The 17,079-nt window shown below is 61.2% G+C and carries 19 protein-coding genes; 8 read left to right on the top strand and 11 right to left on the bottom strand.

Features of this window, described 5'->3' with window-relative positions:
• The 3 genes from radC to ACMV18_RS10985 form a co-directional block, all read left to right on the top strand.
• On the top strand, nt 1–620 hold a 620-nt coding region (gene radC / locus ACMV18_RS10995), incomplete at its 5' end, for a RadC family protein (protein ID WP_420817876.1).
• Nucleotides 621–652: 32 nt separating this feature from the next.
• Nucleotides 653–1,330, top strand: a complete 678-nt coding sequence (locus tag ACMV18_RS10990; RefSeq protein ID WP_420817875.1) for a Smr/MutS family protein — start codon at nt 653–655, stop codon at nt 1,328–1,330.
• Between the two features lie 73 nt (nt 1,331–1,403).
• The gene (locus ACMV18_RS10985; protein WP_374256882.1) at nt 1,404–2,105 is read left to right on the top strand and encodes a PEP-CTERM sorting domain-containing protein; all 702 of its coding nucleotides are present in this window, start codon (nt 1,404–1,406) and stop codon (nt 2,103–2,105) included.
• 7 nt (nt 2,106–2,112) lie between these two features.
• Here ACMV18_RS10985 and ACMV18_RS10980 read toward each other — a convergent pair whose 3' ends face one another.
• Genes ACMV18_RS10980 through ACMV18_RS10970 form a run of 3 tightly spaced genes read right to left on the bottom strand, consistent with a single transcriptional unit; the run spans nt 2,113 to nt 4,160 of the window.
• Nucleotides 2,113–2,529 (bottom strand): group II truncated hemoglobin, encoded by a 417-nt coding sequence (locus tag ACMV18_RS10980; protein WP_374256883.1) that lies wholly within the window; start codon nt 2,527–2,529, stop codon nt 2,113–2,115.
• A gap of 48 nt (nt 2,530–2,577) precedes the next feature.
• Complete coding sequence (locus ACMV18_RS10975; protein ID WP_374256884.1) at nt 2,578–3,378, bottom strand: MinD/ParA family protein; 801 nt, start codon at nt 3,376–3,378, stop codon at nt 2,578–2,580.
• A gap of 8 nt (nt 3,379–3,386) precedes the next feature.
• On the bottom strand, nt 3,387–4,160 hold the full coding sequence (locus ACMV18_RS10970) for a GGDEF domain-containing protein (RefSeq protein ID WP_420817874.1): 774 nt from the start codon (nt 4,158–4,160) through the stop codon (nt 3,387–3,389).
• Nucleotides 4,161–4,395: 235 nt separating this feature from the next.
• Between ACMV18_RS10970 and ACMV18_RS10965 the strand changes: the two genes are divergently transcribed.
• From ACMV18_RS10965 to ACMV18_RS10955, 3 genes are read left to right on the top strand one after another with little or no spacing between them, the layout of a single operon-like run.
• The gene (locus tag ACMV18_RS10965) at nt 4,396–5,226 is read left to right on the top strand and encodes a CheR family methyltransferase (protein WP_374256887.1); all 831 of its coding nucleotides are present in this window, start codon (nt 4,396–4,398) and stop codon (nt 5,224–5,226) included.
• Between the two features lie 26 nt (nt 5,227–5,252).
• Nucleotides 5,253–5,966 (top strand): chemoreceptor glutamine deamidase CheD, encoded by a 714-nt coding sequence (cheD, locus tag ACMV18_RS10960; protein WP_420817873.1) that lies wholly within the window; start codon nt 5,253–5,255, stop codon nt 5,964–5,966.
• Between the two features lie 15 nt (nt 5,967–5,981).
• Nucleotides 5,982–7,136: a protein-glutamate methylesterase/protein-glutamine glutaminase gene (locus tag ACMV18_RS10955; RefSeq protein ID WP_420817872.1), complete on the top strand. Its 1,155-nt coding sequence runs from the start codon at nt 5,982–5,984 to the stop codon at nt 7,134–7,136.
• A 25-nt stretch (nt 7,137–7,161) separates the two neighbouring features.
• On the opposite strand, the gene ACMV18_RS10950 is transcribed toward ACMV18_RS10955, so the two are convergent.
• Complete coding sequence (locus tag ACMV18_RS10950) at nt 7,162–9,462, bottom strand: patatin-like phospholipase family protein (RefSeq protein ID WP_420817871.1); 2,301 nt, start codon at nt 9,460–9,462, stop codon at nt 7,162–7,164.
• A 131-nt stretch (nt 9,463–9,593) separates the two neighbouring features.
• Between ACMV18_RS10950 and ACMV18_RS10945 the strand changes: the two genes are divergently transcribed.
• Entirely contained in the window at nt 9,594–9,758 is a 165-nt protein-coding gene (locus ACMV18_RS10945; RefSeq protein WP_374256892.1) for a DUF3149 domain-containing protein, read from the top strand.
• A 136-nt stretch (nt 9,759–9,894) separates the two neighbouring features.
• On the opposite strand, the gene groL is transcribed toward ACMV18_RS10945, so the two are convergent.
• Entirely contained in the window at nt 9,895–11,541 is a 1,647-nt protein-coding gene (gene groL, locus ACMV18_RS10940; protein WP_420817870.1) for a chaperonin GroEL, read from the bottom strand.
• Between the two features lie 50 nt (nt 11,542–11,591).
• Entirely contained in the window at nt 11,592–11,882 is a 291-nt protein-coding gene (locus ACMV18_RS10935; protein ID WP_374256895.1) for a co-chaperone GroES, read from the bottom strand.
• A 215-nt stretch (nt 11,883–12,097) separates the two neighbouring features.
• Here ACMV18_RS10935 and ACMV18_RS10930 point away from each other — a divergent pair, with 215 nt between their 5' ends.
• Nucleotides 12,098–12,619, top strand: a complete 522-nt coding sequence (locus tag ACMV18_RS10930) for a methylated-DNA--[protein]-cysteine S-methyltransferase (protein ID WP_420817869.1) — start codon at nt 12,098–12,100, stop codon at nt 12,617–12,619.
• On the opposite strand, the gene ACMV18_RS10925 is transcribed toward ACMV18_RS10930, so the two are convergent.
• The 5 genes from ACMV18_RS10925 to cysT all read right to left on the bottom strand — a co-directional run bounded on the left by ACMV18_RS10925 (nt 12,603) and on the right by cysT (nt 17,051).
• Nucleotides 12,603–13,262 (bottom strand): hypothetical protein, encoded by a 660-nt coding sequence (locus ACMV18_RS10925; RefSeq protein ID WP_420817868.1) that lies wholly within the window; start codon nt 13,260–13,262, stop codon nt 12,603–12,605. The two genes, ACMV18_RS10930 and ACMV18_RS10925, sit on opposite strands and share 17 nt — an antisense overlap.
• 86 nt (nt 13,263–13,348) lie before the next feature.
• On the bottom strand, nt 13,349–14,287 hold the full coding sequence (locus ACMV18_RS10920; RefSeq protein ID WP_420817867.1) for a CysB family HTH-type transcriptional regulator: 939 nt from the start codon (nt 14,285–14,287) through the stop codon (nt 13,349–13,351).
• Complete coding sequence (locus ACMV18_RS10915; protein ID WP_420817866.1) at nt 14,284–15,333, bottom strand: sulfate/molybdate ABC transporter ATP-binding protein; 1,050 nt, start codon at nt 15,331–15,333, stop codon at nt 14,284–14,286. The genes ACMV18_RS10920 and ACMV18_RS10915 overlap by 4 nt, the downstream gene beginning before the upstream one ends.
• Nucleotides 15,330–16,196, bottom strand: a complete 867-nt coding sequence (gene cysW, locus ACMV18_RS10910; RefSeq protein WP_420817865.1) for a sulfate ABC transporter permease subunit CysW — start codon at nt 16,194–16,196, stop codon at nt 15,330–15,332. The genes ACMV18_RS10915 and cysW overlap by 4 nt, the downstream gene beginning before the upstream one ends.
• Nucleotides 16,197–16,208: 12 nt before the next feature.
• Nucleotides 16,209–17,051 carry a sulfate ABC transporter permease subunit CysT gene (gene cysT, locus ACMV18_RS10905; protein WP_420817864.1) on the bottom strand — a complete coding sequence of 281 codons (843 nt, stop codon included), beginning with the start codon at nt 17,049–17,051 and terminating at the stop codon, nt 16,209–16,211.
• Nucleotides 17,052–17,079 lie beyond the last annotated feature (28 nt).

Below are 17,079 nucleotides of genomic sequence, written 5' to 3'. Positions count from 1 at the left end.
ACGGCGCCAGCGCCCTGGCTGACGCTGAACTGCTGGCCCTGCTGCTGCGCACCGGCATGAAAGGGCTGGGCGTGCTGCAATTGGCCGAAAAGGTGCTCACCGACTTGGGCGGCATCGGGGGGCTGTTGTCTGCCCAGCCCGCGCAACTGCGACGGATGAAAGGTCTGGGCCCCGCCAAGCAGGCCGAGTTGCTGGCCGTGATGGAAATGGCGCGCCGCAGCCTATCGGGCGGGCTGCGCACCGAGCCCGTGTTTTCATCCCCCCAACTGGTCAAAGACTATCTGCAGATGCGGCTGGGCGCCTTGCCCCATGAAGTGTTCGCCGTGCTGTTTCTGGACGCCCAACACCGCCTGATCGCCTGCGAAGAGCTGTTTCGGGGCACCTTGACGCAAACCAGCGTCTACCCCCGTGAGGTCCTCAAGCGGGCGCTGGAACTCAATGCCGCCAGCCTCATCCTCGCCCACAACCACCCCTCCGGCTTGCTGGAACCCTCCCGGGCCGATGAGCTGCTGACGCAGACCCTCAAGAGCAGTCTGGCATTGGTAGATATACGGGTGCTGGACCACATGGTCGTAGGGAGATGCGGTGCCCTGTCGTTTGCAGAGCGCGGGCTGCTCTGAAACAAGGCATTTTGTGTTGTAGGCTTGCCGCCGTGAGCCGAGCCAACAAGTCACCCGCCAACACCCCCCTGCGCGACTTCGCCGACCTCAAGCGCGCATTGACCAAAGCTGCCAAGGAAGCGGCTGAACGTGCTGCGCAAGAACGCGCCGAGAAGGCACGCAAGGAAGCCGCCCAAGTCGATGGTGCGCTGTTCAAGCGCATGGTCGGCCAGGTGCATGCGATCCCCGATACCGACCGCATCCACCACACGCCCAACCGCCCGCGCCCCGTGCCAGCACGCCGACAAGCCGATGAGCAGGCCGTACTGCGCGAATCCCTCTCCGACGAGTTCGACGTCGAAAGCCTGCTGGAAACCGACGAATCACTGTCATGGCGACGCCCTGAGCTCGGCATTGACGTGGTGCGCAAGCTGCGGCGCGGTGTCTGGGCGCTGCAAGGTGAGCTCGACCTGCATGGCCTGCGCACCGACGAGGCCCGCGATGCCTTGAGCCAGTTTTTGCGAGACGCGCAAGTGCGCGGGTGGCGCTGCGTGCGCGTCGTGCACGGCAAAGGTCTGGGCTCACCGGGGCGTCAGCCCGTGCTCAAAGACAAAACCAAGCGCTGGCTGGTTCAAAGCGACCGCGTGCTGGCCTTTGTTCAGGCACGCGCGGACGAAGGCGGTGTCGGCGCTTTGGTCGTGTTGCTGAAGCCGGGGAAAACCGGGGGCTAGCCCTCCGTTTGAGGGCTAGCCAAAGGCTGCGGCCGCCTCTACAGTTGGATACACCTTGCATCCAACGCCAGCCATGTTACCCCCCTCCTTCTTCCAACGCCTGACCTGTGCCGCCCTGCTGATGGCAGTGCTGCCTGTGGCGCAGGCGGCCAATGGCATCGTGACCGATGCCTCCGGCACCTATGAGGAAGTTCGGTTTTATACCCCTGGCACCGCCGACATTCCCACCCAGACCGGCACCGTGCTGTACTCCAGCGACCTGTGCTCGGGCACCAATGTCTGCGCCAGCGGTTTGCAGTTCACCTCGCAATACGCGGGCACCTTTGCAGCCTACGGTTTTGATGCAGCCGCCGCCAATAGCCTGACCTCGCAATCGCTGATCACCGCACGCCAGGGTCTGGGCGTATTGGGGCAGTCCAGCACCGGCACTCTCGGCACAGACACGGCTGTGGACGCGCAGGAGTACCTCACCTTTGCGTTTTCATCCAAGGCCACGGTGATCGGATTCCAGTTGTTTGACGTGAATGGCCAGGCCTTGGCCAGCACGCAAGCCGTGCACGTGATCGTGGACGAGATGGATTACACGCTGCCTGGCGGCAGCCTGACCCAAGCCCTGACGGGCAAGTCGTTTACCTTTGTCGGCAGCGATGCGTCTTACTACGTGGGCGCCGTGCGCCTGGCCACAGCCGTCCCGGAAAACAGCACCGCAGCGCTGATGGGCTTGGGGCTGGTCGGCCTGGGTGCAGCGGCACGCCGCCGCCGTGCGCCGCACTGAGGCGGCGTCAGATGTCGTTGCGGTTGCGCATCCAGTCGGCCGTCTGCATGAAGGCCTGATCCAGGCGCACCTTCAGGGTGGCAGGCACGTTCACCTCGATCATGGCCTGCGACATGCAGTTCACCCACTGATCTCGCTCTTTGATACCAATCGAAAACGGCAAATGGCGCGCCCGCAGACGCGGGTGCCCAAACCGTTCGATGTACAGATTGGGACCACCCAGCCAGCCGCTCAGGAACCAGAACAGCTTGTCGCGGGCCTCGTCCAGCGTGGTGCCATGGGCCGCACGCAACTCGGTGTACTCGGGCTCCAGATCCATCAGATCGTAAAAGCGGTCCACCAGTTCGCGCACGCGCGCTTCACCACCCAGCAAAGCATAGGCGGTGACGGCTTGATCGGTTGTGTCTTCGGTCGCTTCGGTCATGGTGCGGCACTGTAGCGCACCCGACAAGACCTTGTCAGCGCACGCTCATCACGCTCTGGAGAGCAGACGGGTGGCAATTTGAACCACGCCTTGTGCTGCGGGACTGCCCGGGTGCAACTCCAGCAGGAGTTGACGCTTGCGAACGGCCTCACGCACGCTGGTGTCCAGAGGGATGTCACCCAGGAAGTTCAAACGTGGTGCCGAGCCGTTGGCCCCCACCACAAAACGCTCCACCACCTGCTGCAGTTGCTGGCAAATGGTACGGCCATCGCCCTGGCGAGCCACTTGATTGACCACCAGATTGAGGCTTTCGCGCGCTTGCTGAGCAGACAGCACCTTGATGGTGGCGTAGGCATCGGTCATCGACGTGGGCTCAGGGGTGGCCACCACGACCACCTCATGGGCCATCGACACGGCGTACAGCACCACATCAGAGATACCGGCCCCGGTGTCGATCAGCACCACGTCAAAACGCGGCTTGACCTGTTCAAAAATCGTGAACAGTTGATCGCGCACTTCCGGCGTCAGACGGGAATACTCCACCAGGCCAGAACCGGCCAGCAGCACAGAAAACCCACCCGGCGCAGGAAGAATGGCTTCTTCCAACTGCGCCTTGCCGGTGAACACATCGTGCAGCGTGATCTTGGGATACAGGTTCAGCACCACATCCAGATTGGCCAGACCCAAATCGGCATCCAGCACCAACACCTTCAGGCCTTGACGACTCAAGGCTGCCGCCAGGTTGGCACTGAAAAACGTCTTGCCCACGCCGCCCTTGCCGCTGGTGATGGCCACCGTGCGCGCAAGACGGGCAGATGCTGGAGAGGTTGTGGAGTCGGAAACAGACATAGGCGCCATCATGGGGTGTTATTCGGCACAAACTCGCCAAAACCTGAGTCCGAATTCTCATCGGATGGACCAACACCCGCGAAAAGCAGGCTTTTTTCTTCCGCGCTCACGACCGTCAGCGGCGGCATGTCCAGACAGGCGCGATTTCGCCCTTCGGACTTGGCACGATACAACTGCTGATCCGCACGCTCGGACCACAAAGCCGGCGACGAGCGCACCCATTGCGGGGCAAAAGCGCCGCCAATGCTGACCGTGACGGTGATTTGCTGCCCACCGATCACGGCCACAGGCGTGGCCGCCACGCGCTGGCGAATCCGCTCCGCCACCGTTTGTCCGAAAACATGGGGGCAGTTGGGTAGGATGATGGCGAATTCCTCGCCACCAACGCGTGCCACCAGATCCATGGGCCGCACGCATTCTTGAAGCACGGACGCCACTGAGCGAATGACCACATCACCGGCGGCATGGCCAAACGAGTCGTTGATGCGCTTGAAGTGATCGATGTCGGCCACCAGCAGCAGCGCCGGCTCGCCGATCCGGGCCACACGGTCCAGTTCGCGGGCAATCGCCGCCTCAAACTGACGTCGATTGGCCAGGCCCGTCAACGCATCGCGGCTGGACAGGTCGCACAACCCGTCCACGATCCATTGCAGCCAGGGCGCGCTGTCCGGCACCAGATCCGTGGGCACCACCCATCCGGCCTGCTCCAACAGACTGAGCGCTTTTTCGAGGCGCAGGCCACAAGGTCCGACCAGGTCGGACGCGTCGCCAGAGAGGGTCAAAGTGGTGGACGAGATGGCAATGCTCCAGGCAAAAGAAGCGAGTTGGTTACAAGTCTAGCAGTGCAATACCAGCCCATCCGTCGATATGCCGGACTTTCCCTAGGCAAATCGCAACATTGGGTTATTACGGTCACAGGCAGGCTCAAGGTCTTCAGACTAACGACCGATAAGCTGAATGTGCCACCCGGTTTTGGGCGGTATCGCTACGGGTTTCCCGCACAGATTGCACCTCGTCATGAATACAGCTGTGGCCGATCGCGAATTTGAATTCCACGCCCGAGACTTTGCTCGTGTGCGTGCGCTCATCTATGAGCGCGCGGGCATCAGTCTTCACGAAGGCAAACAGGCGATGGTCTACAGTCGCCTGTCTCGACGCCTGCGCGAGACCTCGCACCTGTCGTTTGAGAGTTATCTGAAATGGCTGGAAAACGGCTCCGGCCCTCAGGCGCAACAGGAGTGGCAGGAGTTCGTCAACTGCCTGACCACCAACCTGACGTCTTTCTTCCGCGAAGAACACCACTTTCACGCCTTGGCGGATTGGCTCAAGGCGCGCGGGTCGCAGCCCACCCGGATCTGGTGCTGTGCGGCCTCCACCGGCGAAGAGCCCTACTCGTTGGCCATGACCGTGGTCGAGAGTCTGGGCTCGCACGCGCCCGTCAAGATTCTGGCCAGCGACATCGACACCAATGTGCTGGCCACGGCATCCCGTGCGGTCTATGACGCCAGCTCTCGCGGGCTGACGCCCCAGCGCTTGCATCGTTTCTTCCTGCGCGGCAAGGGCGCCAACGAAGGCAGCATCCGCGTGAAGCCGGAACTCACCAAGATGATCGAGTTCCGCCCCTTCAACCTGATGCAGCCCAGTTGGCAGCTCGGCGAACCCTTCGATGTGGTCTTCTGCCGCAATGTGATGATTTATTTCGATGCACCAACACAGCGCAAGGTGCTAGAACATATCCATGCAGTGATGAAGCCCAAGGGTCTGCTGTTTGTAGGCCACTCTGAAAACTTCACCGAGTCACGTGACCTGTTCTTGCTCAAGGGCAAGACGGTCTATGACCGAGTTTGATCGCGGCGCCGCACAAGGATCTACTGATGATAAGCAGCACGTCCCCCATGGGTGCCAAGCCTGGTTCGCCGAACCTGGCGTCGGCCACCGCCGCACTGGCAAGCAGCCCTTCGCCCAAGACAGATCGGTTGATGCGCCTGAAATCGCGCATCGCCAAGCCCGGTGAAGCATCCTTCTTCTTTTACGACGCCCATTTCAAGTCCGAGGCCGTCAAGATCTTGCCGGGCGAGTACTTCGTCTACAACGAAGACCTGCTGATCATGACCACCCTGGGCTCGTGCATTGCCGTGTGCCTGTGGGACCGTCAGGCCAAGGTGGGGGGCATGAATCACTTCATGTTGCCCGACAACGGTGGCGGCAGCAGCGATTCGGGTCGCTACGGCTCGTACGCCATGGAACTGCTGATCAACGAAATGATGAAGATGGGCGCCTCTCGCATGACCATGGAGGCCAAGGTCTTCGGCGGGGGCGCGGTGATCAGCGGCATGAACAGCATCAACGTGGGCGAACGCAACACGGCCTTCGTGATGGACTATCTGAAAACAGAACGCATCCCGGTGGTTTCCAAGGACGTCCTGGAAATCTACCCGCGCAAAGTGTGTTTCCTGCCTTTCAGTGGCAAAGCCATGGTCAAGCGCCTGGCTCCAACCAATCCGGACGCCATCGTTCAGCAGGAACGCATGGCTGCACAAAAAGTGGTCCCCGCAGCAACTGGCGGTGGCTCGATCGACCTGTTCTAACAGGCGGAGAACAATATGCCCAAGATTCGCGTGGTGGTGGTGGACGATTCGGCGCTGGTGCGCAGCATGCTGACCGAAATCATCAATCATCAACCCGACATGGAGTGCATCGGCGCCGCCAGCGACCCGCTCGTGGCGCGGGAGATGATTCGCAACCTCAATCCAGATGTCATCACGCTGGATGTGGAAATGCCCAAGATGGACGGCATCGACTTCTTGTCGAAGCTGATGCGACTGCGCCCCATGCCGGTGGTGGTGGTGTCGACGCTGACCGAGCGCGGCGCCGAGGTCACCCTCAAGGCGCTGGAATTGGGGGCCATTGATTTCGTGGCCAAACCCAAAATTGGCGTGGCGGATGGCTTGCGCCAGTTGTCGGACGACATCACGGACAAGATTCGCGTGGCCTCGAAGGCGCGCATTCATCGCCTGCACGTGCCCGGTGCCCCTGCACCTGCCGCCAGCACGGTCAGCAGCACCCGCACCACAGCCAGTTCGGCAACGTCGGGTACATCCGCTGCGGCAGCCCCCTCCCGCCCCTTGCAGACCGGGGCCTACAGCTTGGGTCGCCTGTCCACCGAAAAGATCATTTTCATTGGCGCGTCCACCGGTGGCACCGAGGCCACCAAGGAAGTGCTGATGACCCTGCCCGCTGACGCCCCGGCCGTGGTCATCACCCAGCATATGCCGCCGGGCTTCACCCGCAATTACGCAGCACGCCTCAACGGCCTGTGCAAGATCAGCGTCAACGAAGCGAGTGACGGTGAGCGGATTCTGCCGGGTCACGCCTACATCGCGCCGGGTGGCATGCACCTGAGCGTGGAGCGCTCAGGTGCCAACTACATTGCCCGGGTGCAGGATGGGGACCCCGTCAACCGTCACAAGCCCAGCGTGGAAGTGCTGTTCAAGTCAGCCGCACGGGTGGTGGGCCCGAACGCCATCGGCATCATGCTGACGGGCATGGGTGCGGACGGTGCCCGGGCCATGCGCGAAATGCACGACGCCGGCGCCTACTGCGTGGCACAAGACGAGGCCACCTGCGTGGTGTTCGGCATGCCGCGTGAGGCCATCGCCGCCGGGGCGGTGGATGAAGTGCTGCCACTGGGCAAGATCAGCCAGCACGTTCTGGATCACCTGCGCGCCACGGTCGGCCAGGCGCTCAGCCGCGTCTGACGCAGGCCACGGGCGGGCTGCCCTTTCAAGGCCGCCCGACAAACAGCATCACCGTCGAGCCGACCTGCGGGCTGTTGACCACAGCCAAGTAAACCGGCCCCAAGGCGGTGTCCGCGCCCAGGTACAAGCTCATCCCGGTCTTCTTGCCACCGTGCATGAGGTCACGGGCACGCTCCCAGGCATTGCCCACTTCACCGCTGGCACCGAGGTACAGGCCACGGGTCAAGGGCATGTCAGCCAGACGAACACGGTAGTCGAGTCGCAGCAGGCCCACTTGCGGCCCACTGATCTGGTACGGCGAATAGCCCGACAATTGCTGGAAGCCGCCCAGGCCAAAGCGTGGCACGCTGGGCTGCGCCCCTTCGGACAAGCCCACACGGCCATACACCTCCAGGGTATGCCGCCCCCACGAGCGCACCCCCTGGGCCTGCATTTCAAAGGTTTTGATGAACCCGAAGGGCGTGTCAGTGCCGCCTCTGGGCTTGCTGTGCCCCACGAAATACTGACCATCCACCCGCCACCCGGAGGTCGGGAAGTAGGCATGGTCCATCTGGTCAAACACGGCGTTGAGGCGCCATCCTCGCTCGTGCCATTTCTCGGTCAGGTTCTCAGCCCCCCGGTACAGCCGATAGTCAGGGGTGGCCAAGGACGGCGCATCACTGCGGCTTTGCTCCTGATAACCCAGGCGCAACTCACCCAGCTCCCGCCAATTGAAGCCCGCATCCAGCATCAAGCCCATTTCGCTGCGCTGGACCCGGGCATCCTCAACCGAGGATGAGTTGCGGTAGTAGTCGAAGGTCTGCACTTTGCTCACAGCCGAGGCGGCCACGAACCCGCTCAAGCCATCCGGCAATTGCCAACTCATCGGTCGGTACAACTCCGTTCCAAACAACGGCGATGAGCCCAAGCGGACGATGTTGCGCCACTCGCTGCCCGCCGCATCCAGCCAATGGCGGTTGTGCACCAATTTCAGGTTGAACGCACTGCGCCCCCGGTTGTCGGCACTGAAGTCCAACCCCATCTGCAGGTAGTTGGGGCCCCAGGGCTTGTCTTCCAGATCAAAAACCAACCCTTGCCCGCCGCCCGGCGTACGGACCAGGCGATAGTCGGTGCGCATGTAGTCACCCGACGCGGCCAACAGATTGATGTCGCGCTCGGCATCGGTCACGCTGAACACCTTGCCCGGCTGGCTTTGCAACATGTCAGCGCGCATTTCAGGGTGCGTGCCGTCCGAGCCCTCAAAGCGCACAAATTCCAAGTTGGGCGGCTCAGGTTGTCGCTGCTGGCGGCGCTTTTTCCAAGCTGCGTACGCGTCAGGACTCAACTTCAGATCCTGCATCCGCAGCACCATGGCTTCGGCCTGCAATTCCCCCAGTGCCATGAACTCGCGGGCGCGGTTGAAATCGGCCGAACTCAAGCCCTCCAGCGTCGGGGCGATCAGCACGTCCTCCGGCTTCAGCGTCTTCAGGCTTTGCTGAACGTTTTGCTCCGTCAGGATGTTGATCATTTGCGCGGTGACGCCGATGAGCGTGGTCAGGGTGTCCCGCTTGCTCAAGGGCGTGCCGATGTTGACCACGATGAGCCGCTCGGCGCCCATGGCACGCGCCACATCGACAGGCGTGTTGTTGACCAAGCCCCCATCACCCAGGATGCGTCCATCGACCTCAATGGGCGCAAAAATGCCCGGCACCGACATGCTGGAACGCAATGCGGTGGCGAGATCCCCATCTTTCAGAATGACAGCCTGCCCACTTTCCATGTCGGTGGCCACGGCTCTGAACGGCGTGGGCAACTGGTCAAAGCTCTGCACCTGATTGGCAGACAGGGTCAGCCGGCGCAAATGCGACTCCAGAATGCGGCTGGACAAAGAGCCCAGCGGCGCCTTGACACCGTCTGCGCCAATCCCCACCTCGATCAGCGGCGAGACCTCGAAATCCTGCTCCTTGCGGCGCTGGGACAGTTCGCGCCGCTCGACCCGGCTGGCAAACACATTGTCCCAATCCAGCTTTTCAACCTCGCGTTCGACCTCTTTGGCCGACAGACCGCTGGCATACAAGCCGCCGACGATGGCGCCCATGGAGGTGCCCGCAATGACGTCCACCGGGATGCGCTCGCGCTCCAACACCTTGAGCACCCCGACGTGGGCCAAGCCGCGGGCGCCGCCGCCCGACAACACCAGCCCGATACGAGGGCGTGGCAAGTCCTGGCCCTGCGCCGGCAGCATGCAGGCAGCCCACAGCACCAGGCCAGCCCACCAACGACAGGTCCAACGGGTGCTGAGACGGCAGCCGCAGCGAGAAAACGGGGCAAGGTCAAGAGGTGACATGGTCAAACATTGTGCCGCGTCAAACTTTCACTCGGGGGCAAATGTGCCCTCGCGCGAATTTGATTCAAATCAGAACCCCAGGGGGTAATCAGGAGTTTCATAGCAGCAGAACGCACTATGGAGATGCAAACATGCACGCACTGATGGATTTCCTGACGACTGACTATGGCCTGATGAGCTTGGGCGTGATCGCCTTCATGTTTGTCATGCTGGCTTACATCTATCGCTTTGTGGCCAAGCACGTGGCCGAAGATACCGCCGCACACGACAAGCTCGTGCGCGAAGGCCGCGCATAAGCACTGCGCACCTTGCGCTAAAGAGGCTGCCATCAGGCAGCCTTTTTTATTGCTTAGCCAGCACGTGCGCATAAAAAAAGGACCGCATCGCTGCGGTCCTTTTTGTTGGGCTTGAGAGGTTCTCAAGCAGCAGGCATTACATGCCCATGCCGCCCATACCACCCATGCCGCCCATGTCAGGCATGCCACCCACGGGGGCGTCATCCTTGGGAGCTTCTGCAACCATGCACTCGGTGGTCAGCATCAGCGAAGCCACGGAAGCGGCGTTTTGCAGCGCTGTACGGGTCACCTTCGTGGGATCCAGGATACCCATTTCGATCATGTCGCCATAGGTGTCGTTGGCAGCGTTGAAGCCGTAGTTGCCCGAACCGTTCAGCACGGCGTTGACGACCACGGAAGGCTCGCCACCGGCGTTGGCCACGATTTCGCGCAGAGGCGCCTCGATGGCCTTCAACACCAGCTTGATGCCGGCGTCTTGGTCAGCGTTGTCGCCCTTGATTTCGCCAGCAGCTTGCTGGGCGCGTAGAAGCGCCACGCCACCACCCGCCACGATGCCTTCTTCCACGGCAGCGCGGGTCGCGTGCAGCGCGTCTTCCACGCGAGCCTTCTTTTCCTTCATTTCGACTTCGGTGGCAGCGCCAACCTTGATCACGGCAACACCGCCGGCCAGCTTGGCCACGCGCTCTTGCATCTTCTCGCGATCGTAGTCGCTGGTCGCTTCTTCGATCTGCACGCGGATTTGCTTGACGCGTGCTTCGATGTCAGCAGCAGCACCGACGCCGTCGATGATGGTGGTGTTTTCCTTGGCCACTTCGACGCGCTTGGCTTGACCCAGGTCTGCCAGCGTGACCTTGTCCAAAGACATGCCCACTTCTTCAGCGATGACCTTGCCACCGGTCAGGATGGCGATGTCTTCCAGCATGGCCTTGCGACGGTCGCCGAAGCCAGGTGCCTTCACAGCCACAACCTTCAGGATGCCGCGGATGGTGTTGACCACCAGGGTCGCCAGCGCTTCGCCATCGACGTCTTCAGCGATGATCAGCAGCGGACGGCCAGCCTTGGCAACTTGCTCCAGGGTAGGCAGCAGGTCGCGGATGTTGCTGATCTTCTTGTCGAACAGCAGCACGAAGGGGTTGTCCAGAATCGCGGCTTGCTTTTCGGGGTTGTTGATGAAGTAGGGCGACAGGTAGCCGCGGTCGAACTGCATGCCTTCGACGACGTCCAGCTCGTTGTTCAGGCTCTTGCCGTCTTCAACGGTGATCACGCCTTCCTTGCCGACCTTGTCCATGGCTTCAGCGATGATGCCGCCGACGTCAGCGTCAGAGTTGGCAGAGATGGTGCCGACCTGAGCGATTTCCTTGGAGGTGGTGGTGGCCTTCGAAGCCTTCTTCAGCTCGATCACCAGGGCTGCAACAGCCTTGTCGATGCCGCGCTTCAGGTCCATCGGGTTCATGCCGGCGGCCACGTACTTCATGCCTTCGCGCACGATGGCTTGTGCCAGCACGGTCGCGGTGGTGGTGCCGTCACCAGCGTTGTCAGAGGTCTTGGAAGCGACTTCCTTGACCATCTGAGCGCCCATGTTCATGAGCTTGTCTTTGAGTTCGATTTCCTTGGCCACGGACACACCGTCCTTGGTCACGGTGGGGGCGCCGAACGAGCGCTCCAGAACCACGTTACGACCCTTGGGGCCCAGGGTGGTCTTGACGGCGTTAGCCAGGATGTTCACGCCTTCAACCATGCGTGCGCGGGCTTCGCCGCCGAACACGACGTCTTTTGCTGCCATGTGTATTCTCCGAAATCAGTAGAAAGGGGTAGTGCCTGAGCGCGGCTCGATTACTTGGTGACCACAGCGAAGAGGTCCTCTTCGCGCATGACCAACAGCTCTTCGCCGTCAACCTTCACGGTTTGGCCGGAGTACTTGCCGAACAGCACACGGTCACCCACAGCCACGTTCAGGGCGACGAATTCACCCTTGTCATTGCGCTTGCCAGGACCGACAGCCAGCACTTCGCCTTGGTCAGGCTTCTCGGTGGCGTTGTCAGGGATGATGATGCCCAGGGCGGTCTTGGTTTCGTTTTCCAGGCGCTTGACGATCACGCGATCGTGCAGAGGACGCAGTTTCATGACTTCTCCTGTCTCTTGAGACATCGGTTGGAACAATGGACTCAACGAGAGTGACAACTCACGTTGAAATAGCTGAATATGGGGCGGATCGAGTCATCGACCCAACCGTTAGCACTCACACTCAGCGAGTGCTAACAGATTATATGGACGGTCCGCGACATTTCAAGAGGGCCCTGCAATGGCCTTTTTCACAAACCTCACCCACATTTCAGGACATGACACAGGTTTGCTACGTCACCACCCCTTGTGATCTGGGTACGGTGCTGGTCGCCAGTCAGGGCGACGCCGTGTGTGCGATCTGGTTGGGCGACGATGCCGAAAGCCTGATCGCCGAACTGGTCACCGCATGGCCAGAGGCCACGCCTGCCTGTGCACAGCACGAAGTGCAGCGCCATCTGACCGTGGTGGCGCAACACCTGGCGCAACCAGCAGGGACGCCACTGCCGAATTTGAAACTGCGCGCACACGGCACGGCCTTTCAGCAGCAGGTCTGGGCGGCCTTGCAGCAGATCCCAGCAGGTCAGGTCATCAGTTATTCGGAGTTGGCGCGCCGGGTCCATCGTCCGCGCGCAGTCCGGGCAGTGGCCGGCGCCTGCGCGGCCAACACCTGCGCCATCCTCATTCCCTGCCACCGCGTGGTTCGGCAGGACGGCAGCCTGTCAGGCTACCGGTGGGGGGAAGCGCGCAAGCGCGCGCTGCTCCACCGAGAAGGTCACGACATCAGAACTTGTAGCTGACGCCCAAGCTGATTTGGGGCAAAACTGTCACCTTGCCCACGCTGTCGCGCAATTCACTGACTTCCTTGTCAACGTCAGCTTGGGTGATCGTCCCGCCCGACTTGGCAATCAGGTTGGTCTGATAGTCCAGGGTGGCCTTGCCAACCGAAACACCCAGATCCGCCACAAAGCCCCAGCCCTTCTCGCTGGCCTGATGCCCCCAACCAATGCCGATGTAGGGCATCACGGCAGGCATCTTCACCTGAACGTTCAGGTATTCGGAGCCATCCGGGGTGTAGGACTGGTCGCCGATGGTCACATTGCGACCATTGACCAAGTTGGAGTTCAACTTCAACTCAGCCTTGTTCAGGGTCACGCCACCGGTCAGTCGGAAACCGCCGCTGAATGGGAAGTAGTCGGCAAACAAACCCACACGGTGCAAATTCAGATCACCCTTGTAGTCGATCCCCTCTTCCATGCCATCCTTGCTGAAGGTGCCACTGGTCCCGAAGTCGGCGCGCAAGCCCAGCTGTTGGTTGACGCTGTGTGCGTAACCCACTTGCACGATGGGAAAGCCCAAGGCCAGATAAGCCTCGCCCGCTTGGGCCAGTGGCGCCCCCATCAACAGCGCAACAGAAGCAGCCAGAACAGAGTGTTTGATCATAGGAATCCTCAAAACATGGAGGCGCCCACTGTATCAATCTCCATTCTCAGGTCAAGCTGACTAACGCGCCCCTCTGATGGGGCGCCTCACGTTTCGGCTTCATTGGCCAAATTGACAGCCTGTTCGACCACCTCGCGTGTCAGCGGCGGCGCAAACGTTTCGATGAAGCCGTAGGCATAGCCTCGCAAGAAGGCCCCTCGTCGGAACGCCAGCCGCGTCATATTGACTGCAAACAGATGCCCCGCATCGATCGCACGCAGATTTCGATCCCGATCGGGATCAAACGCGATCGACGCCACGATCCCCACCCCCATCCCCAACTCCACATAGGTTTTGATCACGTCGGCGTCCATCGCGGACAGCACGATGCTGGGTTTGATGCCCTCTTTGGCAAAGGCCTCGTCGATGTGCGAGCGCCCTGTGAAGCCCCCTTCATACGTGACCATGGGGTAACGCGCCAGTCGTGCCAAAGTCAGCGGCTCACTATCCAGCAAAGGATGATCGGGGGGCACCACGACGCAGTGGGTCCAGCTGTAGCAAGGCAGCGTGACCAGTTGCTCATACTGATCCAGGGCTTCGGTCGCGATGCCGATGTCCGCCTCACCGTTGATGAGCATTTGCGCCACCTGACGCGGTGAGCCTTGATGCAGGCTCAAGGTCACCTGCGGGTAGAGCTGCCGGAAATCCTTCACCGCCCCCGGCAGGGCATAGCGCGCCTGAGATTGGGTGGCAGCCAAAGACAGTGGGCCGACATCGTGTGAAGAACAGTCGCGCGCCGCCTGGCGCAGGTTTTCAGCCTCGCCCAACAGCCGTTCAATGACGGGCAACAACTGCTGCCCGGGTGGCGTCATGCCCGTCAGGCGCTTGCCCACCCGCTGAAACAACTCCACGCCCAGTTCGTCTTCCAGCTCTCGAATCTGGCGACTGACCCCAGGCTGCGAGGTGTGCAAGGCATTGGCCACCTCCGTGAGGTTGAACCCGCGCCGAACGGCCTCACGGACCGATCGCAATTGTTGAAAGTTCATACCGCCCCCTGCTGGGTCACGGGCGCTTCAAAGTGCCGCACTCGACGCGGCTTGAGATGCGCCACCTCTCCAGCACGCAACACACCGCTGTCACGCAATGCGGCGAATTCATCACGCGTCAACTCCACCTCGATCTCGCCCTGCCCATCCCCGCGCTGGAAGGCCAGGCGCGTGTTCGGGCCCACGGTCAGGGTGTCGATCAAGGTCGCCGACAAACTGCCCTCTTCCGCGCGGGCCAGCACCTGAATTTCATGGGGGCGCACATAGCTCACGGCGGGCGTCTCGCCCACCCCACCGGGAGCGTGATCCCGACCATGAAACAGGTTCACATCGCCCAGGAACTGCAACACAAACGGCGTGGCAGGGTGGTCGTACACCTCGTCCGGCGCCCCAACCTGTTCGATGCGACCTTGGTTCATCACCACGATGCGATCGGCCACCTCCATGGCCTCTTCCTGATCGTGTGTCACGAACACGCTGGTGATGTGCATCTCGTCATGCAGACGACGCAACCAGCGACGCAACTCCTTGCGAACCTTGGCATCCAGCGCACCAAAGGGTTCGTCCAGCAACAGCACTTTGGGCTCCACCGCCAAGGCACGTGCCAACGCAATGCGCTGACGCTGGCCACCCGAAAGCTGATGCGGATAGCGATCCGCGATCCAGTCCAGCTGCACCAGCTTGAGCAACTCCGTCACCTTGGTTCGGATGGTTTCCTCGGAGGGACGAGTGGCTTTCGGCCGCACGCGCAGACCAAATGCCACGTTCTCGAAAATGGTCATGTGGCCGAACAGCGCGTAGTGCTGAAACACAAAACCCACATTGCGCTCACGCACCGCCACATGGGTGGTGTCTTCCCCGTTGAACAGCACCACGCCGCTGTCGGGCGTTTCCAGGCCCGCGATGATGCGCAACAAGGAAGTCTTCCCGGAGCCGGAAGGCCCCAGCAAGGCCACCAACTCGCCCGACGGAATGTGCAGATTCAGGTTGTCGCACACCACAGTTTGGCCGAAACGCTTGGCCAGATTCGTGACTTCAATGCTCATGCTGCCGCTCCAGCTGATTTGGCCTGGGTGATTTGTTGATGCACCCGGCGTTCAACGATGTATTTGAGAACCAATGTGACCAGCGCCAGACTCGCCAACAGCGAGGCCACGGCAAACGCCGCCGCAAACTGGTACTCGTTGTAGAGAATTTCAATGTGCAAGGGCAAGGTATTGGTCTGGCCTCGAATGTGCCCCGACACCACGGACACCGCCCCGAACTCGCCCATTGCACGGGCGTTACACAGGATCACGCCGTACAGCAGCCCCCACTTGACGTTGGGCAGCGTCACCTTCCAGAAGGTCTGCCAGCCTGACGCGCCCAACACACGTGCAGCCTCTTCCTGCTCCTGGCCCTGGGCCTGCATCAGCGGGATCAGTTCACGCGCCACAAACGGGAAAGTCACGAAGAGGGTGGCCAACACGATGCCCGGCACGGCAAAGATCACTTTGAGGTCATGCGCCTGCAACCACTCACCGAACCACCCCTGCAAGCCAAACACCAGCACATAGATCAGACCGGCCACCACCGGCGACACCGAAAACGGCAAGTCAATCAAGGTGAGCAGCACGCTCTTGCCACGGAAATCGAATTTCGCGATGGCCCATGCGGCCGACACCCCGAAAACCAGATTCATGGGGACCGCAATCAGTGCTGCGATCAAGGTCAACTTCATGGCATCAATCGCATCAGGTTCGGTCACGGCCGCGACATAGACCTCCCACCCCTTTTTGAAGGCTTCAAAGAAGACCGAGATCAGCGGCACGAACAAAAAGAGCGACAAAAACAGCAAGGCCACTGCAATCAGCACACGCCGCACCCACGCGGGTTCGGTCGTTGCTCCGGCCACAGACACTGCACTCACGGCAACTCCTTCTTACTTGCCCTGGCGCTTGCGCGTCCAGGCCTGCAAGCCATTGATGGCCAGCAGCAAAATGAATGACATCACCAGCATCACCACGGCAATGGCAGTCGCCCCGGCATAGTCGTACTGCTCCAGCTTCGTGATGATCAGCAAAGGTGTGATCTCGGAAATCATCGGCATGTTGCCGGCAATGAAAATGATGGAACCGTATTCACCCAGTGCTCGCGCAAATGCCAGCGCAAACCCGGTCAGCAGCGCGGGCGTCACGATGGGCAACACCACTTTGGTGAAACTTTGCCAACGCGAAGCGCCCAAGGTGGCCGCCGCCTCTTCCAGTTCGGCAGACAAGTCTTCCAAGATGGGCTGCACCGTGCGCACCACAAACGGCAAGCCGATGAAGGTCATGGCCACAAACACCCCGGCAGGCGTGAATGCCACCTTCACCCCCACGGCCTCCAACCACTGGCCGATCCAGCCATTGCTGGCATACAGCCCCGTCAGGGTGATGCCGGCCACCGCAGTCGGCAGGGCAAAGGGCAGATCGACCAAAGCATCCACGAGTCGGCGACCGACAAACTGATACCGAACCAGCACCCACGCCACCAACAGCCCAAAAAAGGCGTTGATCGCGGCAGCCAGCAAGGACGAGCCGAAGGTCAACTTGTAAGACGCGACCACCCGTGGCGAGGTCACCACCTCCACGAACTCCGGCCAGGTCAACGACGTGCTGCGCAAGAACGTCGCACTCAAGGGAATCAACACGATCAAGCACAGGTAGAGCAAGGTCAGCCCCAGCGCCAGATCAAAGCCGGGCAACACCGTGTGCCGCCGCAGCAGGGTTTTCGAAAAAATCATCTCAACTCACTCTTGCATCAAGGGGAGA

The sequence above is a fragment of the Aquabacterium sp. genome (assembly GCF_048860245.1).
GTDB lineage: Bacteria > Pseudomonadota > Gammaproteobacteria > Burkholderiales > Burkholderiaceae_C > Aquabacterium.
This window is presented reverse-complemented; position numbering and strand designations above follow the sequence as displayed.

What these genes read in the sequence shown, in the direction of transcription:
- ACMV18_RS10985 (WP_374256882.1), top strand. Translation starts at nt 1,404, where the DNA reads ATGTTACCCCCCTCCTTCTTCCAACGCCTGACCTGTGCCGCCCTGCTG.
- ACMV18_RS10980 (WP_374256883.1), bottom strand. Translation starts at nt 2,529, where the DNA reads ATGACCGAAGCGACCGAAGACACAACCGATCAAGCCGTCACCGCCTAT.
- ACMV18_RS10975 (WP_374256884.1), bottom strand. Translation starts at nt 3,378, where the DNA reads ATGTCTGTTTCCGACTCCACAACCTCTCCAGCATCTGCCCGTCTTGCG.
- ACMV18_RS10965 (WP_374256887.1), top strand. Translation starts at nt 4,396, where the DNA reads ATGAATACAGCTGTGGCCGATCGCGAATTTGAATTCCACGCCCGAGAC.
- cheD (WP_420817873.1), top strand. Translation starts at nt 5,253, where the DNA reads ATGATAAGCAGCACGTCCCCCATGGGTGCCAAGCCTGGTTCGCCGAAC.
- ACMV18_RS10955 (WP_420817872.1), top strand. Translation starts at nt 5,982, where the DNA reads ATGCCCAAGATTCGCGTGGTGGTGGTGGACGATTCGGCGCTGGTGCGC.
- ACMV18_RS10950 (WP_420817871.1), bottom strand. Translation starts at nt 9,462, where the DNA reads ATGTCACCTCTTGACCTTGCCCCGTTTTCTCGCTGCGGCTGCCGTCTC.
- ACMV18_RS10945 (WP_374256892.1), top strand. Translation starts at nt 9,594, where the DNA reads ATGCACGCACTGATGGATTTCCTGACGACTGACTATGGCCTGATGAGC.
- groL (WP_420817870.1), bottom strand. Translation starts at nt 11,541, where the DNA reads ATGGCAGCAAAAGACGTCGTGTTCGGCGGCGAAGCCCGCGCACGCATG.
- ACMV18_RS10935 (WP_374256895.1), bottom strand. Translation starts at nt 11,882, where the DNA reads ATGAAACTGCGTCCTCTGCACGATCGCGTGATCGTCAAGCGCCTGGAA.
- ACMV18_RS10930 (WP_420817869.1), top strand. Translation starts at nt 12,098, where the DNA reads ATGACACAGGTTTGCTACGTCACCACCCCTTGTGATCTGGGTACGGTG.
- ACMV18_RS10925 (WP_420817868.1), bottom strand. Translation starts at nt 13,262, where the DNA reads ATGATCAAACACTCTGTTCTGGCTGCTTCTGTTGCGCTGTTGATGGGG.
- ACMV18_RS10920 (WP_420817867.1), bottom strand. Translation starts at nt 14,287, where the DNA reads ATGAACTTTCAACAATTGCGATCGGTCCGTGAGGCCGTTCGGCGCGGG.
- ACMV18_RS10915 (WP_420817866.1), bottom strand. Translation starts at nt 15,333, where the DNA reads ATGAGCATTGAAGTCACGAATCTGGCCAAGCGTTTCGGCCAAACTGTG.
- cysT (WP_420817864.1), bottom strand. Translation starts at nt 17,051, where the DNA reads ATGATTTTTTCGAAAACCCTGCTGCGGCGGCACACGGTGTTGCCCGGC.